Annotated in this window: 15 protein-coding genes; 3 read left to right on the forward strand and 12 right to left on the reverse strand. The window is 64.2% G+C overall.

Annotation, left to right across the window (positions count from 1 at the left end):
• Positions 1-7: 7 nt before the first annotated feature.
• The 5 genes from B1400_RS09470 to B1400_RS03020 all read right to left on the reverse strand — a co-directional run bounded on the left by B1400_RS09470 (position 8) and on the right by B1400_RS03020 (position 5,895).
• A complete protein-coding gene (locus B1400_RS09470; RefSeq protein ID WP_133064599.1) occupies positions 8-1,525 on the reverse strand; it encodes a hypothetical protein in 1,518 nt (505 codons plus the stop codon).
• Between the two features lie 32 nt (positions 1,526-1,557).
• Entirely contained in the window at positions 1,558-3,297 is a 1,740-nt protein-coding gene (locus B1400_RS03005; RefSeq protein WP_095612980.1) for a S8 family serine peptidase, read from the reverse strand.
• A gap of 41 nt (positions 3,298-3,338) precedes the next feature.
• Entirely contained in the window at positions 3,339-4,970 is a 1,632-nt protein-coding gene (locus B1400_RS03010; RefSeq protein ID WP_106408291.1) for a S8 family serine peptidase, read from the reverse strand.
• A gap of 273 nt (positions 4,971-5,243) precedes the next feature.
• Positions 5,244-5,531, reverse strand: a complete 288-nt coding sequence (locus tag B1400_RS03015) for a WXG100 family type VII secretion target (protein WP_095612982.1) — start codon at positions 5,529-5,531, stop codon at positions 5,244-5,246.
• 52 nt (positions 5,532-5,583) lie between these two features.
• On the reverse strand, positions 5,584-5,895 hold the full coding sequence (locus tag B1400_RS03020; protein WP_095612983.1) for a WXG100 family type VII secretion target: 312 nt from the start codon (positions 5,893-5,895) through the stop codon (positions 5,584-5,586).
• Positions 5,896-6,493: 598 nt separating this feature from the next.
• Between B1400_RS03020 and B1400_RS03025 the strand changes: the two genes are divergently transcribed.
• The 3 genes from B1400_RS03025 to mycP are packed head-to-tail and all read left to right on the forward strand — an operon-like array spanning position 6,494 to position 10,549.
• Positions 6,494-7,843, forward strand: a complete 1,350-nt coding sequence (locus tag B1400_RS03025) for an EsaB/YukD family protein (protein WP_095612984.1) — start codon at positions 6,494-6,496, stop codon at positions 7,841-7,843.
• 25 nt (positions 7,844-7,868) lie between these two features.
• Positions 7,869-9,296, forward strand: coding sequence for a type VII secretion protein EccB (gene eccB, locus B1400_RS03030; protein ID WP_095612985.1), 1,428 nt, complete (start codon positions 7,869-7,871; stop codon positions 9,294-9,296).
• Positions 9,293-10,549 (forward strand): type VII secretion-associated serine protease mycosin, encoded by a 1,257-nt coding sequence (gene mycP, locus B1400_RS03035; RefSeq protein WP_095612986.1) that lies wholly within the window; start codon positions 9,293-9,295, stop codon positions 10,547-10,549. The genes eccB and mycP overlap by 4 nt, the downstream gene beginning before the upstream one ends.
• Before the next feature lie 151 nt (positions 10,550-10,700).
• On the opposite strand, the gene pepN is transcribed toward mycP, so the two are convergent.
• The 7 genes from pepN to B1400_RS03070 all read right to left on the reverse strand — a co-directional run.
• Positions 10,701-13,325: an aminopeptidase N gene (gene pepN / locus B1400_RS03040; RefSeq protein ID WP_095612987.1), complete on the reverse strand. Its 2,625-nt coding sequence runs from the start codon at positions 13,323-13,325 to the stop codon at positions 10,701-10,703.
• A gap of 69 nt (positions 13,326-13,394) precedes the next feature.
• Entirely contained in the window at positions 13,395-15,428 is a 2,034-nt protein-coding gene (locus B1400_RS03045) for a ribonuclease J (protein ID WP_235607292.1), read from the reverse strand.
• Between the two features lie 321 nt (positions 15,429-15,749).
• The gene (gene dapA, locus B1400_RS03050; protein WP_095612988.1) at positions 15,750-16,658 is read right to left on the reverse strand and encodes a 4-hydroxy-tetrahydrodipicolinate synthase; all 909 of its coding nucleotides are present in this window, start codon (positions 16,656-16,658) and stop codon (positions 15,750-15,752) included.
• Positions 16,659-16,798: 140 nt separating this feature from the next.
• Positions 16,799-17,551 (reverse strand): 4-hydroxy-tetrahydrodipicolinate reductase, encoded by a 753-nt coding sequence (dapB, locus tag B1400_RS03055; protein ID WP_095612989.1) that lies wholly within the window; start codon positions 17,549-17,551, stop codon positions 16,799-16,801.
• An 87-nt stretch (positions 17,552-17,638) separates the two neighbouring features.
• On the reverse strand, positions 17,639-19,018 hold the full coding sequence (locus B1400_RS03060) for an MFS transporter (RefSeq protein ID WP_235607293.1): 1,380 nt from the start codon (positions 19,016-19,018) through the stop codon (positions 17,639-17,641).
• Positions 19,015-19,746 (reverse strand): GNAT family N-acetyltransferase, encoded by a 732-nt coding sequence (locus B1400_RS03065; protein ID WP_157909625.1) that lies wholly within the window; start codon positions 19,744-19,746, stop codon positions 19,015-19,017. Before B1400_RS03065 ends, B1400_RS03060 begins: the two co-directional genes overlap by 4 nt.
• Before the next feature lie 284 nt (positions 19,747-20,030).
• The coding region (locus tag B1400_RS03070; RefSeq protein WP_133064601.1) for a PD-(D/E)XK nuclease family protein at positions 20,031-20,400 on the reverse strand (370 nt) is incomplete at its 5' end.

Here is a 20,400-nt window from a genome sequence, read left to right on the forward strand (position 1 = left end):
GCGCCGTTCACGCCTCTTGGGCACTGCGGCGACGCCCGGCCATGTTGCCGATCGGTGTGGGACTGAACTCCTCATCCTCCTCGATGACCGGCGCCACATAGCCAAGCTGCTGCCGCTTCTTCTTATCGCCACCAGCACCACCGGCGCCAGCACCGGAACCCATCATCGCCGGATTAGCACGCCCAGCCGCACCAGCCGCACCAGCTGCCGCCGCATTGTTGCGCAACCCTGCCGCCAATCCCTGCGCGCCACGAATCGACGACGCCGAGGACACTGTAGCCGTAACCGGATTGTTCGCATAGAACGAGCCCACACCTGTCCCGCCGACAGCACCTACCAAGCCCAATGTGCCGCCGGCGCCTGCCGAACCCATCAGCGCCCCACCGGCTGCGGACGACATCATGCCCGCACGTCCGGCCACACCGGTCGCGGCGACACCGGCAGCGGCGACGCCGCCAGCCGAAGCCGCCGAGGAAAGACCCGTCACACCACGCATGCTGTAGCTGTCCACATCAACGCCATCGGCATCGGTACGCACCCACGCATTACGATCGGAATCATAGCGGTACGTGCCGTTCTCATCCCACTCATACAGATAATCGTCATGCCGATCATCATCGTTCGAGCCGCCAACGCGATAGCCGTCACGTCCCGCAGAACCCGACGAACCATTCGCACGATCGGCACCGCCCTGCAATGTTCCCAACGGTCGGGCAGCCCCCGCAAGCGACCCCGCAGCACCGCTTCCGGCCGACGACGACCGACCAGCCGACACAGCAGCAACCGACGAAGCGCTTGAACGTCCTGCACGAGCCGCTGCGGCAACACCAACACCAGCCGCAGTCGCGCCAGCACCCACACCTGCACCGACGCTGGAAGGACCAGACCCATCACCACTCTGGGAGTGATCAGGAATTGGCCACCCATCAGGAGTTTGCCCCATATCCACAACTGGAATCGGATCTGGAGGCGAAACAACCGCCCCTCGAACACTATTAATTATTGCATTATACTTTTTCTCTGCCTCATCTTCACGATGGCTTACCATCAGCTGGGAGATGAGATTGACGCCGGCAATGCCCATCATGCCAGTCAAGGTGCCCAATCCGGGAACAACGACATTCATTGGCTCGGTGGCATCCATGATCTGCTGCTCCTGCGCGGCATTCAGACGACTGCCCGGAAGCGTCACGTTGTTCGCCTCAATGATCCCCTCATTATGCGCCTCGATGGCTCTCTTCATATCGGTCAGGCATTGCTGGTTGGCAGCGAAATGATCATCGATGTTGTCAACGACCTCTTTCGCCTTCGCATACATGCTGTCCTGAGCCGAGCAGTCGAAATCACCCGACTGCACCATCCACGAACGCACACCATCCACCTTGTCCCGTAACGTCTTAAGCATCGCCTGATAATTACGGATATTATCAATGATGCCATCCGCATCCCATCGATCAGTTTGCGCGATAGACGCTAGGCGCGATTCAAAGAAACCAATAGATGAGTTCACTTCATGCGTTGACATTTCATTCCTTTCCTAAAAGTTCTCTTTCATATTCACTTGTTTTCACGAGGATTATCTCGAGAGTCATGACCTACATAAGTACTGCCATAAGTCATTGGCGCGACGGGGCCAGCGGGAGGATATCCTCCTAGGCCAGACGCCCCTGACGCATTCGCCGGCATCGGCGGAGCGGCGGCCGGCACGGGCGCAACGTCCACAGGCAAGCGCCTGCGGCGACGCACGACCAGACAGGCGACGACGATAAGCGCGGCCACGGCCACGATGCCGCTACCCAACGCCGCCCACAACCACACCGAACCAGACGAAGACGACGCAGACGATGTGGTCACACCCGACGCACCGGCACCATCAGCTTTAGGCGCAGCAGCCTGCCCATTGTCAGACGTCGAGGATGACATGGCCTGGCCGGTGCGGGTGGCCGAGTACTGCATGCAATCGGCGCCACCGTCCTTGCGGCACTGCTCCACCTTCGCCCACGCCGCCTTCTGCCGCTCATACTCCTCACCAACGAGATCGGCCTCTTTGGGCACATCTATGCCCGAACTATCATCCAACCCGAACGGATCGGTCATCCCCGCCAATTGGCTCCAATCGGAATGATCCGTATACATGCCACGCGTCTCCTCATGCCGCTCGCTGTTGGCCACCGCAGCCTCCAACAACGGATTGACATCCGGATACTGCGATGGATCCGTCGCCAACAAACGCGGCAGATCAATCACACCGAACCCGGCACGCAGATCCTGGTCGAACACCGGCTCCCCACTCGTGTTGCCTTGCGTGTTGCGCACCACCGACTGCAACACCTGATTACCCGTCGCATCCGGCCATTTGCTCATCACCAACGCCAACATCCCACTGGTGATCGCCGACGCCGACGACGAACCACCAGAATCCACCTTCACCACACGCGCATCACCAACCGCATACCTGTTGATCCCCTCGCTCGGCGCCAGCAACGTCACACCGCCATCACGACGGTTCGCATTCCCCGACTCATCCGCGCCGTTCACCGCCAACACCCCGGGAAAACGATTGATCTTCGTCGGCTCGCCCACATAATCCTTCGGCCCCGAATCCTCCGTATCATTACCCGAACCAGACACGACTACCACTCCGGCGCGCAACGCCCCGACATACGCCTCAACCATATCCGAACCACTCCTACCTTCGAACGACAGATTGATAATACGATCGCCATTCGCAACGGCCTGACGGACGGAACCGGCAAAATCGATGGCTTTACCATTGGTAGAGCAAGCTTCAGAAAAACCAGACAGACCAGCAGATCCAAACGTTAACGGGTAATGCGTCACTTGCGCATCCTGCGCCACACCCACCAGACCACGATTGCCGTCATAGCCCGAACCATCACCCACGATATACGCAGTCATCATCGTCCCATGCGTCACATAAATCCCCCCATCACCCGCACGCAACGCCGGATCCGACACACGCATCATCCGCGTCTTCTTCAAATTCACACACGACGAAGCACCATCAGGAAGCACCAACCTCGACGCCACATGCTTACCCGCGATCCCCGGATAATCAACAACCAACTGATCATCCAACACCGCGACCTTCACACCCTTGCCGGTCACACCCTGGCCCCACGCATCGCGCACACCGGTCCCCGTGACATACCAATCACCGGCATCCAACTCCACCGCCCACACGGACGGCACCACAACCAACGCCAACGCCAACACCGCAGCCACAACCACGACACACACGGCACGCACCCGCACCACCACGCGAGACACACCCATCACCAAATCCTTTCCAACACGAACAGAAGCATGAACACCAATCACCAACGACCACCACCAGACACATTCGCCGGCATCGACGCAACAGCCGAAGACACGGGCGCAACGGCAGCTTGCAAGCGCCTGCGGCGGCGCACGACCAGACAGGCGACGACGATGAGCGCGGCCATAGCAGCGACGCCCGCACCGAGCGTCGCCCACAACCACACCGAACCAGACGAAGACGATGCGTCCGCGCCCGATGCGCCATCACCGGCGACGTCGGACTTCGGCGCCGCGGACTGCCCATTGTCAGACGACGGAGACGATGAGGACGACGCGGCCTGTCCGGTGCGGGTGGCCGAGTACTGCATGCAATCGGCGCCACCGTCCTTACGGCACTGCTCCACCTTCGCCCACGCGCTCTTCTGCCGCTCATACTCCTCACCCACCAACGACGCCTCACGCGTCACATCGATAGGGGTACTACCATCCAGATCGAACGAATCAACCGTCCCGATCAAATGATCGCCCCAATCCGAACGATCCGTGTACATGCCACGCGTCTCCTCATGCCGCTCGCTGTTGGTCACGGCCGCCTCCAACAACGGATTGACATCCGGATACCGGGCCGGATCCGTCGCCAACAAACGCGGCAGATCGATCACGCCGAACCCGGCACGCAGATCCTGGTCGAACACCGGCTCACCCGATGTGTTGCCCTGCGTGTTACGCACCACCGACTGCAACACCTGATTGCCCGTCGCATCCGGCCACTTGCCCATCACCAACGCCAACATCCCACTGGTGATCGCCGACGCCGACGACGAACCACCAGAATCCACCTCCACTTCACGCTCGTCACCCCCCGCATACCCATTGGTAGCCTCCGCCGGCGCCAGCAACGTCACACCACCATCACGACGATTCGCATTCCCCGACTCATCCGCACCGTTCACGCTCAGCACACCCGGGAACCGGTTCGTCTTCACCGGCTCACCCACATAATCCCTCGGACCCGAATCCTCCGTATCATTACCCGAACCCGCCACAACCACCACACCAGCACGCCACGCGTCAACCATAGCCTCGACCAGTTCGGGACGATCCTCAGACTCGAACGACATGTTCACGATCCGATTGCCATCCGCAACCGCCGCACGCAACACCGTCGCAAAATCAAGCTCACCGCCAACCTTGCACAACGGAACATCCCCGCCAAGCCAGGACACGCCGAACCCAATCGGATACGCGGTCACCTGCGCATCCTGCGCCACACCCACCAGACCACGACCACCGTCATAACCAGAACCATCACCCACGATATACGACGCCATCATCGTCCCATGCGTCACATAAAGCCCCCGGTCCCCCGCACGAAGCCCCGAATCCGACACATCCATACGAAGCTCCTTCTTGCGATCCATACACCACGTCGCCCCATCCTTCAACACCAGTTTCGACTCCACATGCTTACCCGCGATCGCAGGATAATCCAACACGACCTGCGTATCCATCACCGCAACCTTGATGCCCTTGCCGGTCACACCCTGACCCCACGCATCCTGCACACCCGTCCTCGTGACATACCAATCCCCGGCATCCAACTCCACCGCCCACGCCGACGGCGTTACAACCAACGCCACAGCCAACACCGCAGCCATGGTGCTGACAACAGCACCAGCCCAATTCATCCGAGTCGATCGTCTCATAAAGATCGAAGTACTTCCTCATACTTAACTGGGCATACCGATTATGCGCATGAACGGTCACCCATCTCGACATCACATACATGTCAACGTATGTGCGCCGGTGCGGCATTCGCCCTCTCGCGACCACCGCACCAGCTTCTCTACTTGTTTTCTCTGCTCGTCAATGCCGCCATTGGGCGCATTGATGCGTTCCCAATGCCCCCTACCGGTGGCGCCCCAACCGCATTACACGCATCGCGCCGCCACCGAGGTTCGTCAGAAGCGCGCAGCGGAGCGGTTGTCCGACTCCACGTACTGATCGGCGATCTGCTGAGTGGTGGTGGAGATCTGGGCCAGAATCTGGTTCATCTCCTGAATCTTCCTGTTCCAATCGGTCTGCGCACGGTAATACGCTTCCTGCGCGGCGCCGTCCCACTGATCGATGAGCGAGCGCACCTGGGAATCAAGCGTATCGAGCTCCTGGCTGATGCCCTTGGAATCATTGGCGATGTCGCTCGAAAGCTGACCGACCATCTGCGGGCGAACGGAAATGGAACCTACCATTGGTTTCTCCTCAACTGTTGTGTGTGCTTGTGATGTTTGCTATTCGCCGTACTCAGCCCAGCAGCGCCTGCAGGCGCGAGGTCTGGGACTGGTTGTCCGCTTCGTTCGCCGCCTGATCCTTCGCGGTTCCGCGAATGTTGTCGCGCAGATCATTGAGGATGCGGTTAAGATCATTCGCCTTCTGCTGCCACGCCATCATCAGCGCGTTGTACGAAGTGGCCGCATCTCCCTTCCAGAAGGATCCGAGCTCCCCCATCTTGCTCTCGATGTCCTTGATGCGCTGATCGATGCCGACCCTCGCGTTTTCCACGGCGACGGCGCCCTTCTCAAGCGCGCCCTCACCAGCTGCGATCTTCTCAGCCATGCTGTTCCTCCATTGCGTCCGAAGGTTGGTTATTATCACTGCCGCTTGCTTATCGACGGAGCCCCCTACGAGAAACACGTCCTCATTGGCGTTGGTCCCACATCCAAACCGCAGATTGAATCAGCATATCCCACATATGTTCCATTCATGCATACATGTTTCAAGAATTCAACCATTAGAGTAGTGTTCAGATTTTTCCACACAATCGGTTATATTGCATGCGCATTCCGCCTTGATCCTGCATGGCTGAAACAGGCCGGCACCTACCTTCCGGCTTATGCTCCCATCATCCGACTGCTGTCTTCATCTTGCGCAAAAGCTTGAAAAATCAAGGATTCCCTATGACCTTCACCCTGCGATTCCCGGTTTTCCCGGAGTATGATATACAATCTTTGACGCATACCGTTGGGAAGCAATGCTTGTGCCGTCGGGGGAACAAACCCGCTCCTGCGAATCTCAATAGTGAGAGCGACGCTTAGCCTTCCGGGAACAGTTCAAAAGAAAGGCAGGGAACATGGACGCCAATGCCTACGTGCCGTCACCTCCACCCTTCGTCCCGGATGCTCAGGCAATGGGTCCACAAACGGGGGACGACATCATGGACGGCCCGGAAATCGGCCAGCAATCGCCGATTTCGATCACCGTGTCCTACAAGAAACGCTCGGTGACCCTGACGGTGGCGCCCGACGTCATCGTCGCCGAGCTCCTCCCCGACATCGCGAGCCGTCTCGGCGTCCTTGACCCAGCAATCGTCTACGGGGGCTACCGACTCGTCAACGACGACGGCGAAACGCTTGATCCGGCCCGTACCATCCCCCAGCAATACATCGCGTCCCGGCATGCCTTCGCGCTCACGCCGGGGGCCCTCGCCGACCCAGACGTCATCTATGACGATGTCGTGGAAGCGGTCGGTTCGAACGTCGGACAGGTCTACCGCGCATGGACGACCGAACACACCACGATGACGACCCTGATCATCTGCGTCGGCATGCTCGTCATCAGTGCGATATGTCTGGCCGTCACGCCGCCCTCCGTCCTCTCCGCCTCCATCGGCGCCGCATTCGCCATCATCATGCTTGCGCTGACGGCGTTGCTCGACAACCACCGACTACGGATCCCGGCCATCGTCATCGGATTGCTGTCCGGCATCTTCGCGGCGCTCACCGGCTTCCAATGCATCGCCGCGACGCATCCGGCCGCACCGGCATACGGTGCGCCGACGCTCGGCGCGGCCGTTGGATTCCTCATGGCCGGCGTCATCATGGTGTTCGTGGCTCCCCACACCCGGCCTTACGGCTTCGCCCCGATCACCGTCGGCGCAGTCACGGCCATTCCAAGCGCCCTGGGTGCGGTTTCACCGCATGCGCTCAAACCGGCGTGGGTCATCACCGCGACGGCCGCCGCCCTCGTCATCAATGCGCTGCCGTGGATGTGTCTGTCGATGGCACGCATCAGCGTCCATAGTCCGCAATCGGAATCGGAGATCTTCGCATTACCCGAGCCGATCGACTATGAAGACATCCGCAGGCGTTACATTCAAGGCTCCACCTACCTGTTCATCGGCCGCATCTCCATCGCCGCGACGCTCCTCATCTGCACACCGTATGTCGTGAGCCTCCATGGCCCGTTCGCCCCGCTGCTCTGCCTACTCGCCTTCGCCGCGATGCTGCTCGATTCGCGGCAGATCTACACATTGCGGGAAATGGCGCTCACCGTCGGCGCCGCAGGCATCGGCATCCTGCTCAACGTGCTGCTGCTCGCCGCCACACAGCCCCAGACACGGCCCGCGCTCGCCATCGGACTGCTCGCCTGCGCCATCATCGCCTTGGTCTTCACCTACATCTCACGGAGGCAATCGCTGTTCGTGACACGTGTGACGGACGCCATCGAAGTCATCTGCATCCTCACGCTGCCGCCACTCGCATACTTCGTCATCATGGCGTCCTGACCGTCCAACAGGGGGAGCATCCACCATGGCCGACAAAAAAGACCTCGCCGAAGCGCAACGTTATTCACGCCGCCGACTCGTCACCGCCTTCACGAGCGGTATCCCCTCGGATGTGGAACTCACGCCGAAGAAGAACCAGACGCCGGTCATCGTCGGCATCGGATTGACGATCATCGCCGTTCTCGTCGGCGTGTTCTACGGATACATGAAGCCGGCGTTGCCGGACAACTGGCAGAACAGCAAGCTCATCGTCGCCAAGAACTCCGCCGCACGCTACGTCAGCGTCAACGGCAGACTGCACCCGGTCATCAACGCGATCAGTGCGCGCCTGATGATCCCCTCGTCGGATTTCGCCGTCATCACCGTCGACGACGAGCAGCTCGAAGGCATCCCGATCGATTCCACGCTCGGCATTCTGGGGGCGCCGGATTCCCTCCCCGCACGCAGCGGACTTGTGAACGGAACGGCCACAAGCTGCACCTACGAACATCGCCTGTACAACACGATCAGCGACGATTCGCCGAAACGCTCCGAGAACAAGGAGGCCGTCGTCGCGCATGTCGACGGAACCGACTATCTCATCTCGAACACGAAACGGTACCGGCTGCCCGCAAACGTGAACCAGCGCGACGGATTCCTGCGCGCCTACGGCATCCCGCAGACCGCACAGATCGATGCGTCGATCCAATGGCTCAATCTCTTCGAAGCGGGGGCGGCGATGCAGCCGATCACCATCGGCTCGTCAGAGGGCGCCCCCACCGGAGACATCCGCCCCGGCGCGATCGTCATGCAGCAGGACGCCCCTTTGGAAGCGCGCTACGTCGTCATGGAAGACGGATCGATCAGCCATCTCGACGACGTAGCCTATGCCCTGTATGCGATAGGCAAAAGCGACGAGCAACTCGAACCCATCATGCTGAGCGCGTCGGAATTCCAAAAGCTCACCAATGCGAAACAGCCGCCGTTGCCCGAGGACTGGCCGCACACCGAGCTCATGATGACGGACGACAGCAGCGCGATGTGCGCGGCGCTTCCGCTGCAACCGGACGGCGACGGCACGACCGCGCAATTCTACACCGATGATGACATCGCACAGCAGGCGCGCACGGACACGGATGTGCAGGATGACGAGGCGAACATCACCACGACGATCCGAGGCGGCACCGGGGTGCTCATGCGAGCCAGCATCGGCGGCAACGGCACAGCGGGAACCATCTACGCGATCGACGCTACCGGCACCGCGTATCCGCTGCCCGGCGCACAGGAGGAAACGCTCAAACGGCTCGGTTACACCAATGAGGACGTGCATAACGTCCCACGCGGATGGGTCGACATCTTCCCGACCGGCGTCGAACTGACGCCGCAGGCTGCGGCGAGCGCGCCCGGCGCGAAGAAGCCGGAAGTGGAAACGGTGAAGGAACATGACGCTTCCGAACAGGCGGAACGGCAATGAGCAACAGTTCCGCTACACGCCTGCCGCGCCGGTTCGCGCGCGCCGTGGCCGCGATCTGCGCATGCCTGTGCACGATGGCCGCCATCGGTCTCGGCCCGCAGACGGCGATGCGCGCCGCGCAGGCGGATGATGGGCAACGCCAATGCCAGGCGGGCATCGAAAACTACATCACCGACACGCCGTGGACGAACACACTGTTCAATGTGGAGGCCCTGCACCAGCAAAGCACCGGCAAGGGCGTGACGGTCGCCGTCATCGACTCGGGCGTCAGCACCGAGAACCCGCACCTTGCCGACGCCGTCGTGGAAGGGAAAAGCTACATTCCCGACGACGATTCGAAGGGGAGGAAGGACGTCTACAGTCACGGGACCATCGTGGCCGGCATCATCGGCGCGCGACGGATCAAAGGATCCTCCGTCGTCGGCATCGCGCCGGACGCCAAGATCATGCCGATTCGCGTCTTCGAGGCGCTGCGGCAGGAAAACGGGCAGACGACCGGCAACGCCGACATGTTCACGCTCGCGGACGGCGTCCGCTATGCCGCGGACCACGGCGCACAGGTCATCAGCATCTCGATGAGCGACACCCATGACCTCCCGGCGATGCAGGACGCCGTGAAATATGCGACCAAACACGGCGCGCTCGTCGTGGCGAGCGCGGGCAACCGGCTCACGTCGTCAAGCACCGTGGACGGCATGCGCTATCCGGCGGCGTATCCGGAAGTCGTCGGCGTATCCGCCGTGACGATGGAGCTCACCTCCACCGAGGACGCGATCCATGGCACGCAGGTGGACGTCGTGGCGCCCGGGGCCAATGTGGCCTCGACGATTCCCAGCGGCGTGGACTGCGGATTCAGCGATGGATCCTCCACAAGCTATGCGACGGCGTTCGTGAGCGGGCAGGCGGCGCTCATCGCCGAACGCTACCCCGACGAGACGCCGGCGCAATGGAAGCAGCGAATCCTGGCGACCGCGAACCGTAGCCATCCCGATGAGCGTGATGACGAATACGGATGGGGCGTCATCGATCCGATCGCATCGCTCAACGTGGCGCTCTCCGACAATCTGCGCGGGCCGAAGGCCAACGGCCAGACGACGCAGCTGCAGGCCGACCGCCCGACGGAAAGCGTCACGTTGACGCCCCGGCATGACCCGAATGCGCTCGCGAAACGGATCATGATGATGATGACGATCGTCACCGTCGTCATCTGCGCCACCGCATCGCTGCATACGCTCAGACGCCGTGACGGCTGAGCGTATCCGATTGGGATGCGAAAACGCATAAGACAAGAGGGTGTGAGGCGTCACGGACGCATCACACCCTCTCACCGAATACCTATATATATATTATATATATACCGAATACCTATATATATAAGGTATAGGTCAATCAGTCATTCGTCCTTCACTCCTCGACGGTCTCGCTGAGCTTCATGTTGAACTCGGCGACGGCGCGGGTGCGTTCCGAGGCTTCGACGTTGCCGCGGACGATGCGCTTGAGCGCGTTGTCCGCGTCCTGATGCCCGTCGAGCCATGCATTGCCGGCTTCCACAAGCTTTGCGGGATCGGCGAAGCCCGGATAGAGGCCCTCGAGCAGCGCCTCGGCCATATGGAAGGACTTGTTCTGCCAGATCCATGCCGCCTCGTCGAAGTAGGCGTCCACATACGGGTCGGCGAGCGTCTGGCTCGGCGTGCCGGCGAAGCCGCGGGCGACCTCCTCGAGCTGGCTGTTCGTCAGCGCGTCGTTGTGCAGCGCCTGGTCCCACGCCCAGCGCTTCGCGTCCGCGGTCGCGCGCACGGCGCGGGCGCCGTAGGCGAATTCACGGTTCTCGGTCGTGTCGCGGCGCTTGAGCTCGGCCTCGATGTCCTCATCCTTGATCGCGTTGACGGATGCGAGCGCGCGCACGAGCGACCAGCGGAAGTTGTTGTCGAGTTCGAGTCCTTCGAGCACGAGCGAGCCGTCGAGCAGGCCGCGCACCATGTCGGCGAACGCGCTGTCTCCTTCGACGCCGTAGCTGAGATAGGCGGAGGCGAGCTGGAACTGCATGTCGGAGCCGGCCGGCGCGGCCTTGGCGAGCGCGAGCAGTTGTTCGGCGACGTGGCGTGCGATGCCGGCGCGCTTGGCCGGGTCGGTGTAGTGCCAGACGGTCGTCGAAAGCGTCGCGAGCGCGTAGCGGAAGGTCGTCGATTCCGTTTCGGTCGACAGCAGCCTGAGCGTCGTGTCGATGAAATCGGTCGCGGCGAGTTCGGCGTCACGTGTCATGTCCCACAGCGCGAGCCAGACGACGGCGCGGGTGAGCGCGTCGTCGAAGCGCTGCAGGTTCGCGAGCGCGAACGCGAGCGAGTCGTCGTCGAACCTGAGCTTCGTGTAGGTCAGGTCGTCGTCGTTCGCGAGGATGAACGCCGGCTTCGCCTTGCCTTGCACCGGCACGTCGGTCGTTTCGCCGTCGACGTCGAGCTCGATACGGTCGGTGCGCACGATCCTGCCGGTGGCCGCGTCCTCATTGTAGAAGCCGACGGCGAGGCGGTGCGGGCGCAGCACCGGATGCGCCTCGGGCGCGCTCTGCGTGAGCGTGAGCGAGGCGATCGTGCCGTCGTCGGCGCATGCCACGCCGGTCGCGATCGTGTTGATGCCCGATTCCTCGAGCCATTTCTCGCTCCACGTCTTGAGGTCGCGGCCGGAGGTCCCCTCGAGTTCGGCGAGCAGGTCGTCGAGCGTCGCGTTCGAGTAGGCGTGGCGGTACAGGTAGTGGTTGATGCCTTCGAAGAACTTGTCGCGGCCGACGTAGGCGACGAGCTGCTTGAGCACGGAGGCGCCCTTCGCGTAGGTGATGCCGTCGAAGTTGACGTAGGTGTCGTTGAGGTCGTTGATCGGCGCGACGATCGGGTGGGTCGTGCTCAACTGGTCCTGGTTGAGCGCCCAGCTTTTCTCGCCAGAGCAGAAGGTCGCCCATGCGTCCTTCCAGTCGGTCGCCTCGGCGGTGGCGAGCGTCGACGTGAACTCGGCGAAGGATTCGTTGAGCCACAGGTCGTTCCACCATTTCATCGTCACGTAGTCGCCGAACCACATGTGCGCGAGCTCGTGCAGCACGGTGACGACGCGGCGTTCGGCGAGCGCGTCGGTGACCTTCGACGAGAAGACGTAGGAGTCGCGGATCGTGACCATGCCGATGTTCTCCATCGCGCCCGCGTTGTATTCGGGCACGTAGATCTGGTCGTACTTCGCGTACGGGTACGGCACGCCCCAGGTCTTCGCGTAGAACGCGAAGCCTTTCTTCGTGATGTCGAACAGGTAGTCGACGTCCTTCGCGAAGTCCTCTTTGAGCGCCTGGCGGCAGTACTGCGCCATCGGGATCGTGCGGCCGTCCTCGTTCTCGTAGGTCGTGTGCCATTCGGCGTACGGGCCCGCGCAGATCGCGGTCAGGTAGGAGCTCATCGTCGGCGTCGGCGCGAAGGTCCATCGCTTCGTCGCTTCGGACGGCTTGTCGGCGAGCGTGCCGTCCATCGTCATCTTCTCGAGGTCCTCGACGGCGGCGACCGGCATGTTCGACGTGACGATCCATGACTGCGGCGCCGTCACCGTGAAGTCGAAGACGGCCTTGAGGTCAGGCTGGTCGAAGACGGCGTAGACGCGGCGCGCGTCGGGCACTTCGAACTGCGAGTAGAGGTAGACGTTGCCGTCGGACGGGTCGACGCTCCTGTGCAGGCCTTCGCCGGTCGTCGAGTAGCGGCACAGCGCCGTCACGGTGACGGTGTTGTGTTCGGCGAGGTCGTTGAGCTGGATGCGATCGTCGTCGAAGACCTCGTTCGGGTCGACGTCGGCGCCGTTGACGACGACCTTCGTCACCTCGTCGGCGATGAGGTCGAGGAACGTGCTCTCCCCCGGCTTCGCGCCGAATTCGACCGTCGACGTGGAGACGAAGGTCGTGCCGCCCTGCGTCAGATCGAGGTCGACGGCGTAGCGGATCGGATACTGCACGATCGATTTGCGTTCCTGCGCTTCGACGCGTGTGAGATTGGCTCCTGGCATAGTGCTCCTTGCTTGCTCTGCTTTGTTCTGGCTGCCGCTGCACGTTCGGCGCGTGCATGGCCGCGGACGTCAGTGCGCGTAGCCCTCCATCGCGTCCATGTCGGCGGCGATGTCCGCGACGACGGGGACGATCATCGGCTTGCGGTGCAGTTCGCGCGCGACCCAGCCGCCGAGCGTACGGCGCATGATCTGCTGCAGCTTGTGGACGTCCTTCGTGCCGGTCATCATCGCGTCGCGCAGCTGCTCGACGATCTGGTGGCGCACCTTCTCGAACTCCTTCTCGTCCTCGGCGACGGCGTTGAGATACACCTTCGGGCCGGAGACGACCTCGGCGGCGTCCGTGTCGACGACGGCGAAGCACGAGACGAAGCCCTCGGATCCGAGGATGCGGCGCTTCTCGAGCTCCTCGTCGGTCAGTTCGCCGACCGAGTCGCCGTCGACGTAGATGTAGCCGCAGGGCACCGATCCGACGATCGCGGCCTTGCCGTGGTAGAGGTCGACGACGTCGCCGTCCTCGGCGAGCACGACGTTGTTCGGGTCGATCCCGGTCTTCACGGCGATCAGGCCGTTGGCGACGATATGGCGGTTCTCGCCGTGGATCGGCATCGCGTTCTTCGGCTTGACGATGTTGTACATGTACAGCAGCTCGCCTTCGTTGCAGTGGCCGGAGACGTGCACGGCCGCGTTGTCGCGGTTGACGACGCGCGCGCCGAGCTGCACGAGCTTGTTGATGACCTTGTACACGCCGTGCTCGTTGCCCGGGATCAGCGAGCTGGCGAGGATGACGGTGTCGAACTCGTTGATCGTGATGTCGCGGTGGTTGCCGTCGGCGATGCGTCCGAGCGCGGCCATCGGCTCGCCCTGCGAACCGGTGCACATGTAGACGAGCTTGTTGTCCGGATAGTCCTTCGCCTTCTTCAGGTCGATGACGGTGTCCTCGGGCAGGTGCAGGTAGCCGAGGTCGGCGGCGATCGCCATGTTGCGCACCATCGAACGGCCGACGAAGACGACCTTGCGCCCGTACTTGTGGGCGGCGTCGACGACCTGCTGCACGCGGTGCACATGGCTCGAGAAGCTCGCGACGATGATCTTGCGCGTCGCCGTCGCGAAGACCTGGTCGAGCGCCGGGCCGATCGACGTCTCCGGCTTGACGAACCCGGGCACCTCGGCGTTCGTCGAATCCATCATCAGCAGGTCGATGCCCTGCTCGCCGAGCTTGCCGAACTCGACGAGGTCGGTGACGCGGTGGTCGAGCGGCAGCTGGTCGAGCTTGATGTCGCCGGTGTCGATGAGCGAGCCGGCGGGCGTGCGCACGCACACGGCGAGCGCGTCCGGGATCGAATGCGTCACCGAGACGAATTCGAGGTTGAAGGGGCCGACCTTGAGCTTGTCGCGGCCCTTGACCTCGATCATCTCCGGTTCGAGGCGGTGCTCCTTGCACTTCGCCTCGACGAAGCCGAGCGTGAGCTTCGAGCCGATGAGCGGGATGTCGGGGCGCATCTTGAGCAGATACGGCACGCCGCCGATATGGTCCTCATGTCCGTGCGTGAGCACGAGCGCGTCCACCTTGTCCAGCCTGTCCTTGATGTAGTTGAAGTCCGGCAGGATCAGGTCGACGCCCGGCTGCTCCTCCTCCGGGAACAGCACGCCGCAGTCGATGAGCAGGATGTGGCCGTTGTATTCGATGACGTTCATGTTGCGGCCGATCTCGCCCAGGCCGCCGAGCGGCACGATGCGCATCGAGCCCTTGCGGTACTTCGGCGGTGCGATGCGGTTCTCGTCGCTCGTGTCCGACGTGGCGAGCGCGCGCGTGCGCGTCCTGCTTGCGCCCGACTTCGCGTCCCCCTTCGACGCGGCCTTGCGGCTGCGCGTCGTCTTCTTCTCGCCCGACTTCGCGGACGCGGTCTTCGATGCGGTCTTGCGCGTGCGCGTCTTCTTCGCGCCGCCCTCGCCGATCGATTCGACGGCGAGCTCGGCCGCCTCGATCTGGTCGTCCGAACGTCGCGCCGAACGTCGGCGGGTCTCCGCGGGCGTGTCCTGTGCCGTCTGCGCGGCCTTCCTCTTCGATCCACGCACATGCGTGGCTGCTGCTGTCTCTGTCATGGTTTCTTCTGTTGGTTTCTCTTCGGTGCCGCCCGCCTATGCGCGCGGCGAGGCTTCATATCATCGTGTCCGGCGCCTGCGCGGATGCGCGTACGGCCCATGCGGTACGGCGACGAGGCGGATGGCCATCGGCTCACGATTGTCGTTCATTATGCTCACAGTGTATCGCCGTCGCGGACGGAGATGCGCGGCGGAGGGCTTGCTTACAGCTATCGGCGCAAACCATGCCGGAGTCGCGGCCGCATGCCCGCGCATGCGGCCGCATGGCCATCATGCGCGGGCGTCCTGCACCGCCATCATGTGCGGGATCCGGTTCCGCGCTCAGTCGATCAGGTCGCTCGCCCGCAGACCGGCGCGGACGACCTCGATCTGCTCGGGCGTGGGGCCGACGTTCGGCAGGCGCATCTTCGTGCTTTCGAGGACGCCGCGCACATACAACGCCGCCTTCGCCATGACGGCCTGGAAGCCGGTGCCGTTCATCGCGTCGATCGCCGGCGCGATGCGGTTCGCGAGTTCCTGGGCGCGGTGGATGTCGCCGCGGTCGAAGGCTTCGGCGAGTTCGCGCATCGGATGCGCGGCCGCATGGGCGACGACGGAGATGATGCCGACGGCGCCGATCGACAGGAACGGCAGATAGAGCGCGTCGTCGCCCGAATACCAGGTCAGGCCCGTCTCCAGGCGTTTGCGCACGGCGCCGGCGATGTCCCCAGTCGCGTCCTTGACGGCCTTGACGTGGTCGAGCTCGGACAGGTGGCAGTAGGTGTCGAGCGCGATGCGCACGCCGGTGCGCCCCGGCACGTCGTAGACGATGATCGGCTTGTCGGCCGACTCGTCGACGGCGCGGTAATGGTAGAAGATGCCCTGCTGCGAGGGACGCGAGTAATACGGGCAGACGACGAGCACCGCGTCGGCGCCCGCCTCCTGCGTCTGCTCGACCATGCGCACCGTGTGCGCCGTGTCGTTCGAACCCGCGCCGGAGATGACGGGGACGTCGACGACCTCCTTGACGGCGCGGACGAGGTCGACCTTCTCGTCCATGTGCGTCGTCGGCGATTCGCCGGTCGTGCCGTTGACGACGAGACCGTCGGCGCCGTCGGCGACGAGCTGCTTCGCGACGCGCTGCGCGGCGTCGTAGTCGATGGATCCGTCGGCCTTCATCGGCGTCACCATCGCGGGGAGTACACGCCCGAAGGGGGCGGGATCGAGAAGATGCATTGTTCCGTCAGTCATAGCTGCAACGGTACTGGGCGGTTAGGACGCGCCCGGGGCCGCCGGCGCCGGGCGCGGGGCCTTGAAACGCCTACGGGGAGGCGGCCCCGCAGCAGGTCCGCCTCCCCGTGGGCCCGGGGCGATCGGATCGCCCCGGCCGCTCACAGGTCGAGGAAATGGTCGAGGCCGACGGTCAGTCCCGGGAACTCGCCCGAGGCGACCTTGCGCGCGGCGAGCAGCACGCCGGGCATGAACGAGCCGCGGTCGAAGCTGTCGGCGCGGATGACGAGCTGCTCGCCGGCGTTGCCGAAGAGCACCTCCTCGTGCGCGTTGAGGCCGCGCAGGCGCACCGCGTGCACATGGACGCCGTCGACGACCTGTCCGCGCGAGCCGCCGTCGGTCTGCGTGTTGTCCGGCACGGCGCCGAGGCCGGCCTTCGCGCGGGCCTCGCCGATGCCCTGCGCGGTGTGGATCGCCGTGCCCGAAGGCGCGTCGACCTTATCCGGATGGTGCAGCTCGATGACCTCGGCCGATTCGAAGTACGGGGCGGCGAGGCGCGCGAAATAATCGGCGAGGACGGCGGAGATCGCGAAATTCGGCGCGATGAAGACGCTCTGGCCTTCACGGGGCGCATCGGCGAGCGCGGCGCGCACCTGATCGAGCTTGTCGTCGGTCCAGCCGGTCGTGCCGACGACGACGTCGACGCCCTGCGCGATGAGCGCGAGCACGTTGTCGAGCGTCACCGACGGCACCGTGAACTCGACGACGACGTCGGTGTTCTCCGGCGTGATCGCCGTCAGGTCGTCGCCGGCGTCGAGCGCGAGCGCGAGTTCGGCGTCGGGAGCCGCGTTGACGGCGTCGACGACGTGCGAGCCCATGCGGCCCTGTGCGCCGACTACGGAAACCTTGATCATGTTGCACCAGCTTTCTGCCTGTGGTTGTGGGGTTAAGGCTTGTTCCACGACCAGTGTAGCGGCCGGGGTGCGCGGGGCGGCGCCGCGTCAGAGCGTATCGCCGCTGTCGCGTTCGGCGTCGGCGTTCTTGCGCATGAAGACCCACCAGCCGATGAGCGCGAACGGGATCGCGGCGGCCGTGTAGATCCAGGTCATCATGACGCCGGCGTGCGAGTCGAGATGGTCGAGGATCATGCCGCCGAGCAGCGAGCCGAGCGAGGCGCCGATCTGGCCCGCCGTCGTCAGCCACGACAGGCCCTCGGTCAGCGACTGCTCGGGCACCGTCTCGCGCACGATCAGGTTGCCGGTCGCGAACAGCGGCGAGACGACGAGGCCGGCGAGCAGTTCGACGGCGCCGAGGACGAAGTAGTTGTCCATCGTCGCGCGCATGCAGGCGAAGCCGACGGCGAGGATCGCGAGGCAGACGATCATGCGCCGCCAATGCGGGCCGCGGTGGTTGCGCGAGCCGAAGTACAGCGCGCCGATGCACGAGCCGACGGCGATCATCGCGAGCTGCAGCCCGAGGAAGCGGTCGAGACGGTCGTGCTCCATCGCCGCCGTGATCGAGACGTCGAAGGTCGTGAAGCTCATGTTGAAGCAGATGAACGTGAGCATGAGCGGCAGGATGCCGGCGTACAGCAGCACGTTGCGCGTCGCCTTGCGCGACGACGCGGCGAGCGAGTTGCGTTTGCGCGGCGAATCCCGCGGCGCGGCGCCCTGCGCGCCGTCGTCGAAGTCGCCGCGCGCCAGACGCAGTTCGGGGTCGTCGGCGGCGACCGGGTCCGTCTCGACGACGCGCAGCACCGGGGGCTCGGACCTCCTGAGCGAGAAGAAGACCGTGCCGCCGACCGCGCACGCGGCGGTCGGGACGAACAGCTGCGAGACCGGATGCACGGACGTGGCGAGCGTCGCCGCGAGGATCGGGCCGAAGATGAAGACGATCTCGTCGATCGCCGATTCGAGCGCGTAGGCCGTGTTGAGCAGATCCATGTTGCCGGTGCGTTCGAGCAGATACGTCCAGCGCGTGCGCACGAGCGCGCCAAACGAGAACTGCGTGGCGCCCATGACGAGCGCGAGCACGAACAGCAGCGGGATCGGCACACGCGCGAGCGCGCTGAACGCGAACACGAGCATCGCGACGACCTGCACGGCGAGCGCGGCGCGGCCGACCCTGCGCTGCCCGAAGCGGTCGAACAGGCGCGCGTAGAACGGCGTGACGGCGGCGACGGCGAGGATGTAGGCGCCGCTCATCGAACCGGCGATCGTCCAGTTGTCGTACAGGTGGTTGAGCGCGAGCACGATGCCGAGGCTCATCATGCTCATCGGCAGGCGCGCGAGCGCGGCGGACGCGCAGAACGCCTTCGCGCCGGGCAGCGCGAACATGCGCGCGTAGGGCGAACGCGGCTTCGTCGTGGTCTTGCCGCTCATGCGCCGCGCACCTCCGCGCCCTCGTTGGGGTCGACGGCGCCGGCGAGCGCCGTGTCGGCGAGGTCGGCGCGGTAGATGAACTGGTCGTCGGTGTTCAGGCCCTCGGCCAGTCCGGCGTCCTCGGGGTGGTCGGCGGCGATGCGTTCGGCGGCGCGCGTCAGGCCCTTGTGGTCGTAGAAGCCGTAGTCGCAGCTCGAATCGGTGTGCAGGAAGAACGCGCGCACGCCGTCGGCGCGCAGGCGGGCGAGCAGCCGGCGCCACAGCGCGCCGCCGACGCCGATGCCGCGCGCGTCGGGGCTGACCATGAACAGCTCGAGCTCGGCCTGCGTCGTCTCGTCGACGTCGGCGTCCTCCTCGAGGATGCGTTCGCGCACGAAGAAGCCGTCCTCGAACATCGTGACGACGGCGGCGCCGCGCGGGTCGGCGGCGATGAGCGCGCGGACACGTTCGAGCTCGTCGTGGGCCTGGGCGAACAGCGTCGGCGCGCCGGCGACGCGCGCGAGCGTGATGCCGGCGAAGACGCCGTCGTCCGTTTCGGCGAGGTCCGACGATGTGCTCGCCTCGAGGTAGTGCAGCGTCAGGTAGCGCGCGATGAGCGGCGCGAGCGGCGTGCCGGCGATGCCCTCGCGCTGCGGCCAGACGCGGTCGAAGCAGGCGGCGACGGCGTCGAGGTCCTCCCATCGCATCGGACGGTAGTCGACGTGACGTGCGTTGTTGTTCGCATCCATGTGCATTGCTCCTTCATTCATCATGCATTCGCATTGCGCATGTGTGCCCGCCCACGCATGCCTTGGGACGGCTTCCGATCGCGCGCATCCGCGCAGTGCGTTCCCCTGCGCCGGACCGGTCGAGCCGGGTCCCGGATGCGCACGGGCGCCGCCGGAGCGTCCCTCCGGCGGCGCCCGTGCCGTCAGCGCATCAGTGTAGCCAGCGGCGTCGATTGCGTCCGGCCTCCATGCCGTCCGCGTACGGCGGCGCGCGTCCGCGGCCGCCGTCGCTCCGTCAGCCGGCCTCAGACGGCGTCGTCATCGTCGAAGGCGATGCCTTCGCGGATCTCGCGGATGATCGTCGTCTCGTCCTTCGTCCCGGCGTCGATTTGGCGGTCGGCCTCCTTCGCTTCGGAGACGTAGTACAGCGCGCCGTCGACCGTCTCGAGCGGCACGCCGCGCGCCTTGGCGAGCATGAGCCGGTAGAAGTCGAGCTGGCGCAGCTTCTCCTCGATTTCCCTGGGTCTGCTCGGCCTGCGTCCGGTCTTCCAGTCGACGACGGTGAAGCGCTTCGCGTCGTCGTGCGGGTCGAGGCCGCCGACGAAGACGGCGTCGAGCTTGCCCTGTACGAGGTTGTCGACGCCGTCGATCGCGACGACGATCGATTCCTCGGCG

Origin of the sequence: Bifidobacterium italicum, from assembly GCF_002286915.1 — a bacterium.
Classification (GTDB): Bacteria; Actinomycetota; Actinomycetes; order Actinomycetales; family Bifidobacteriaceae; genus Bifidobacterium; species Bifidobacterium italicum.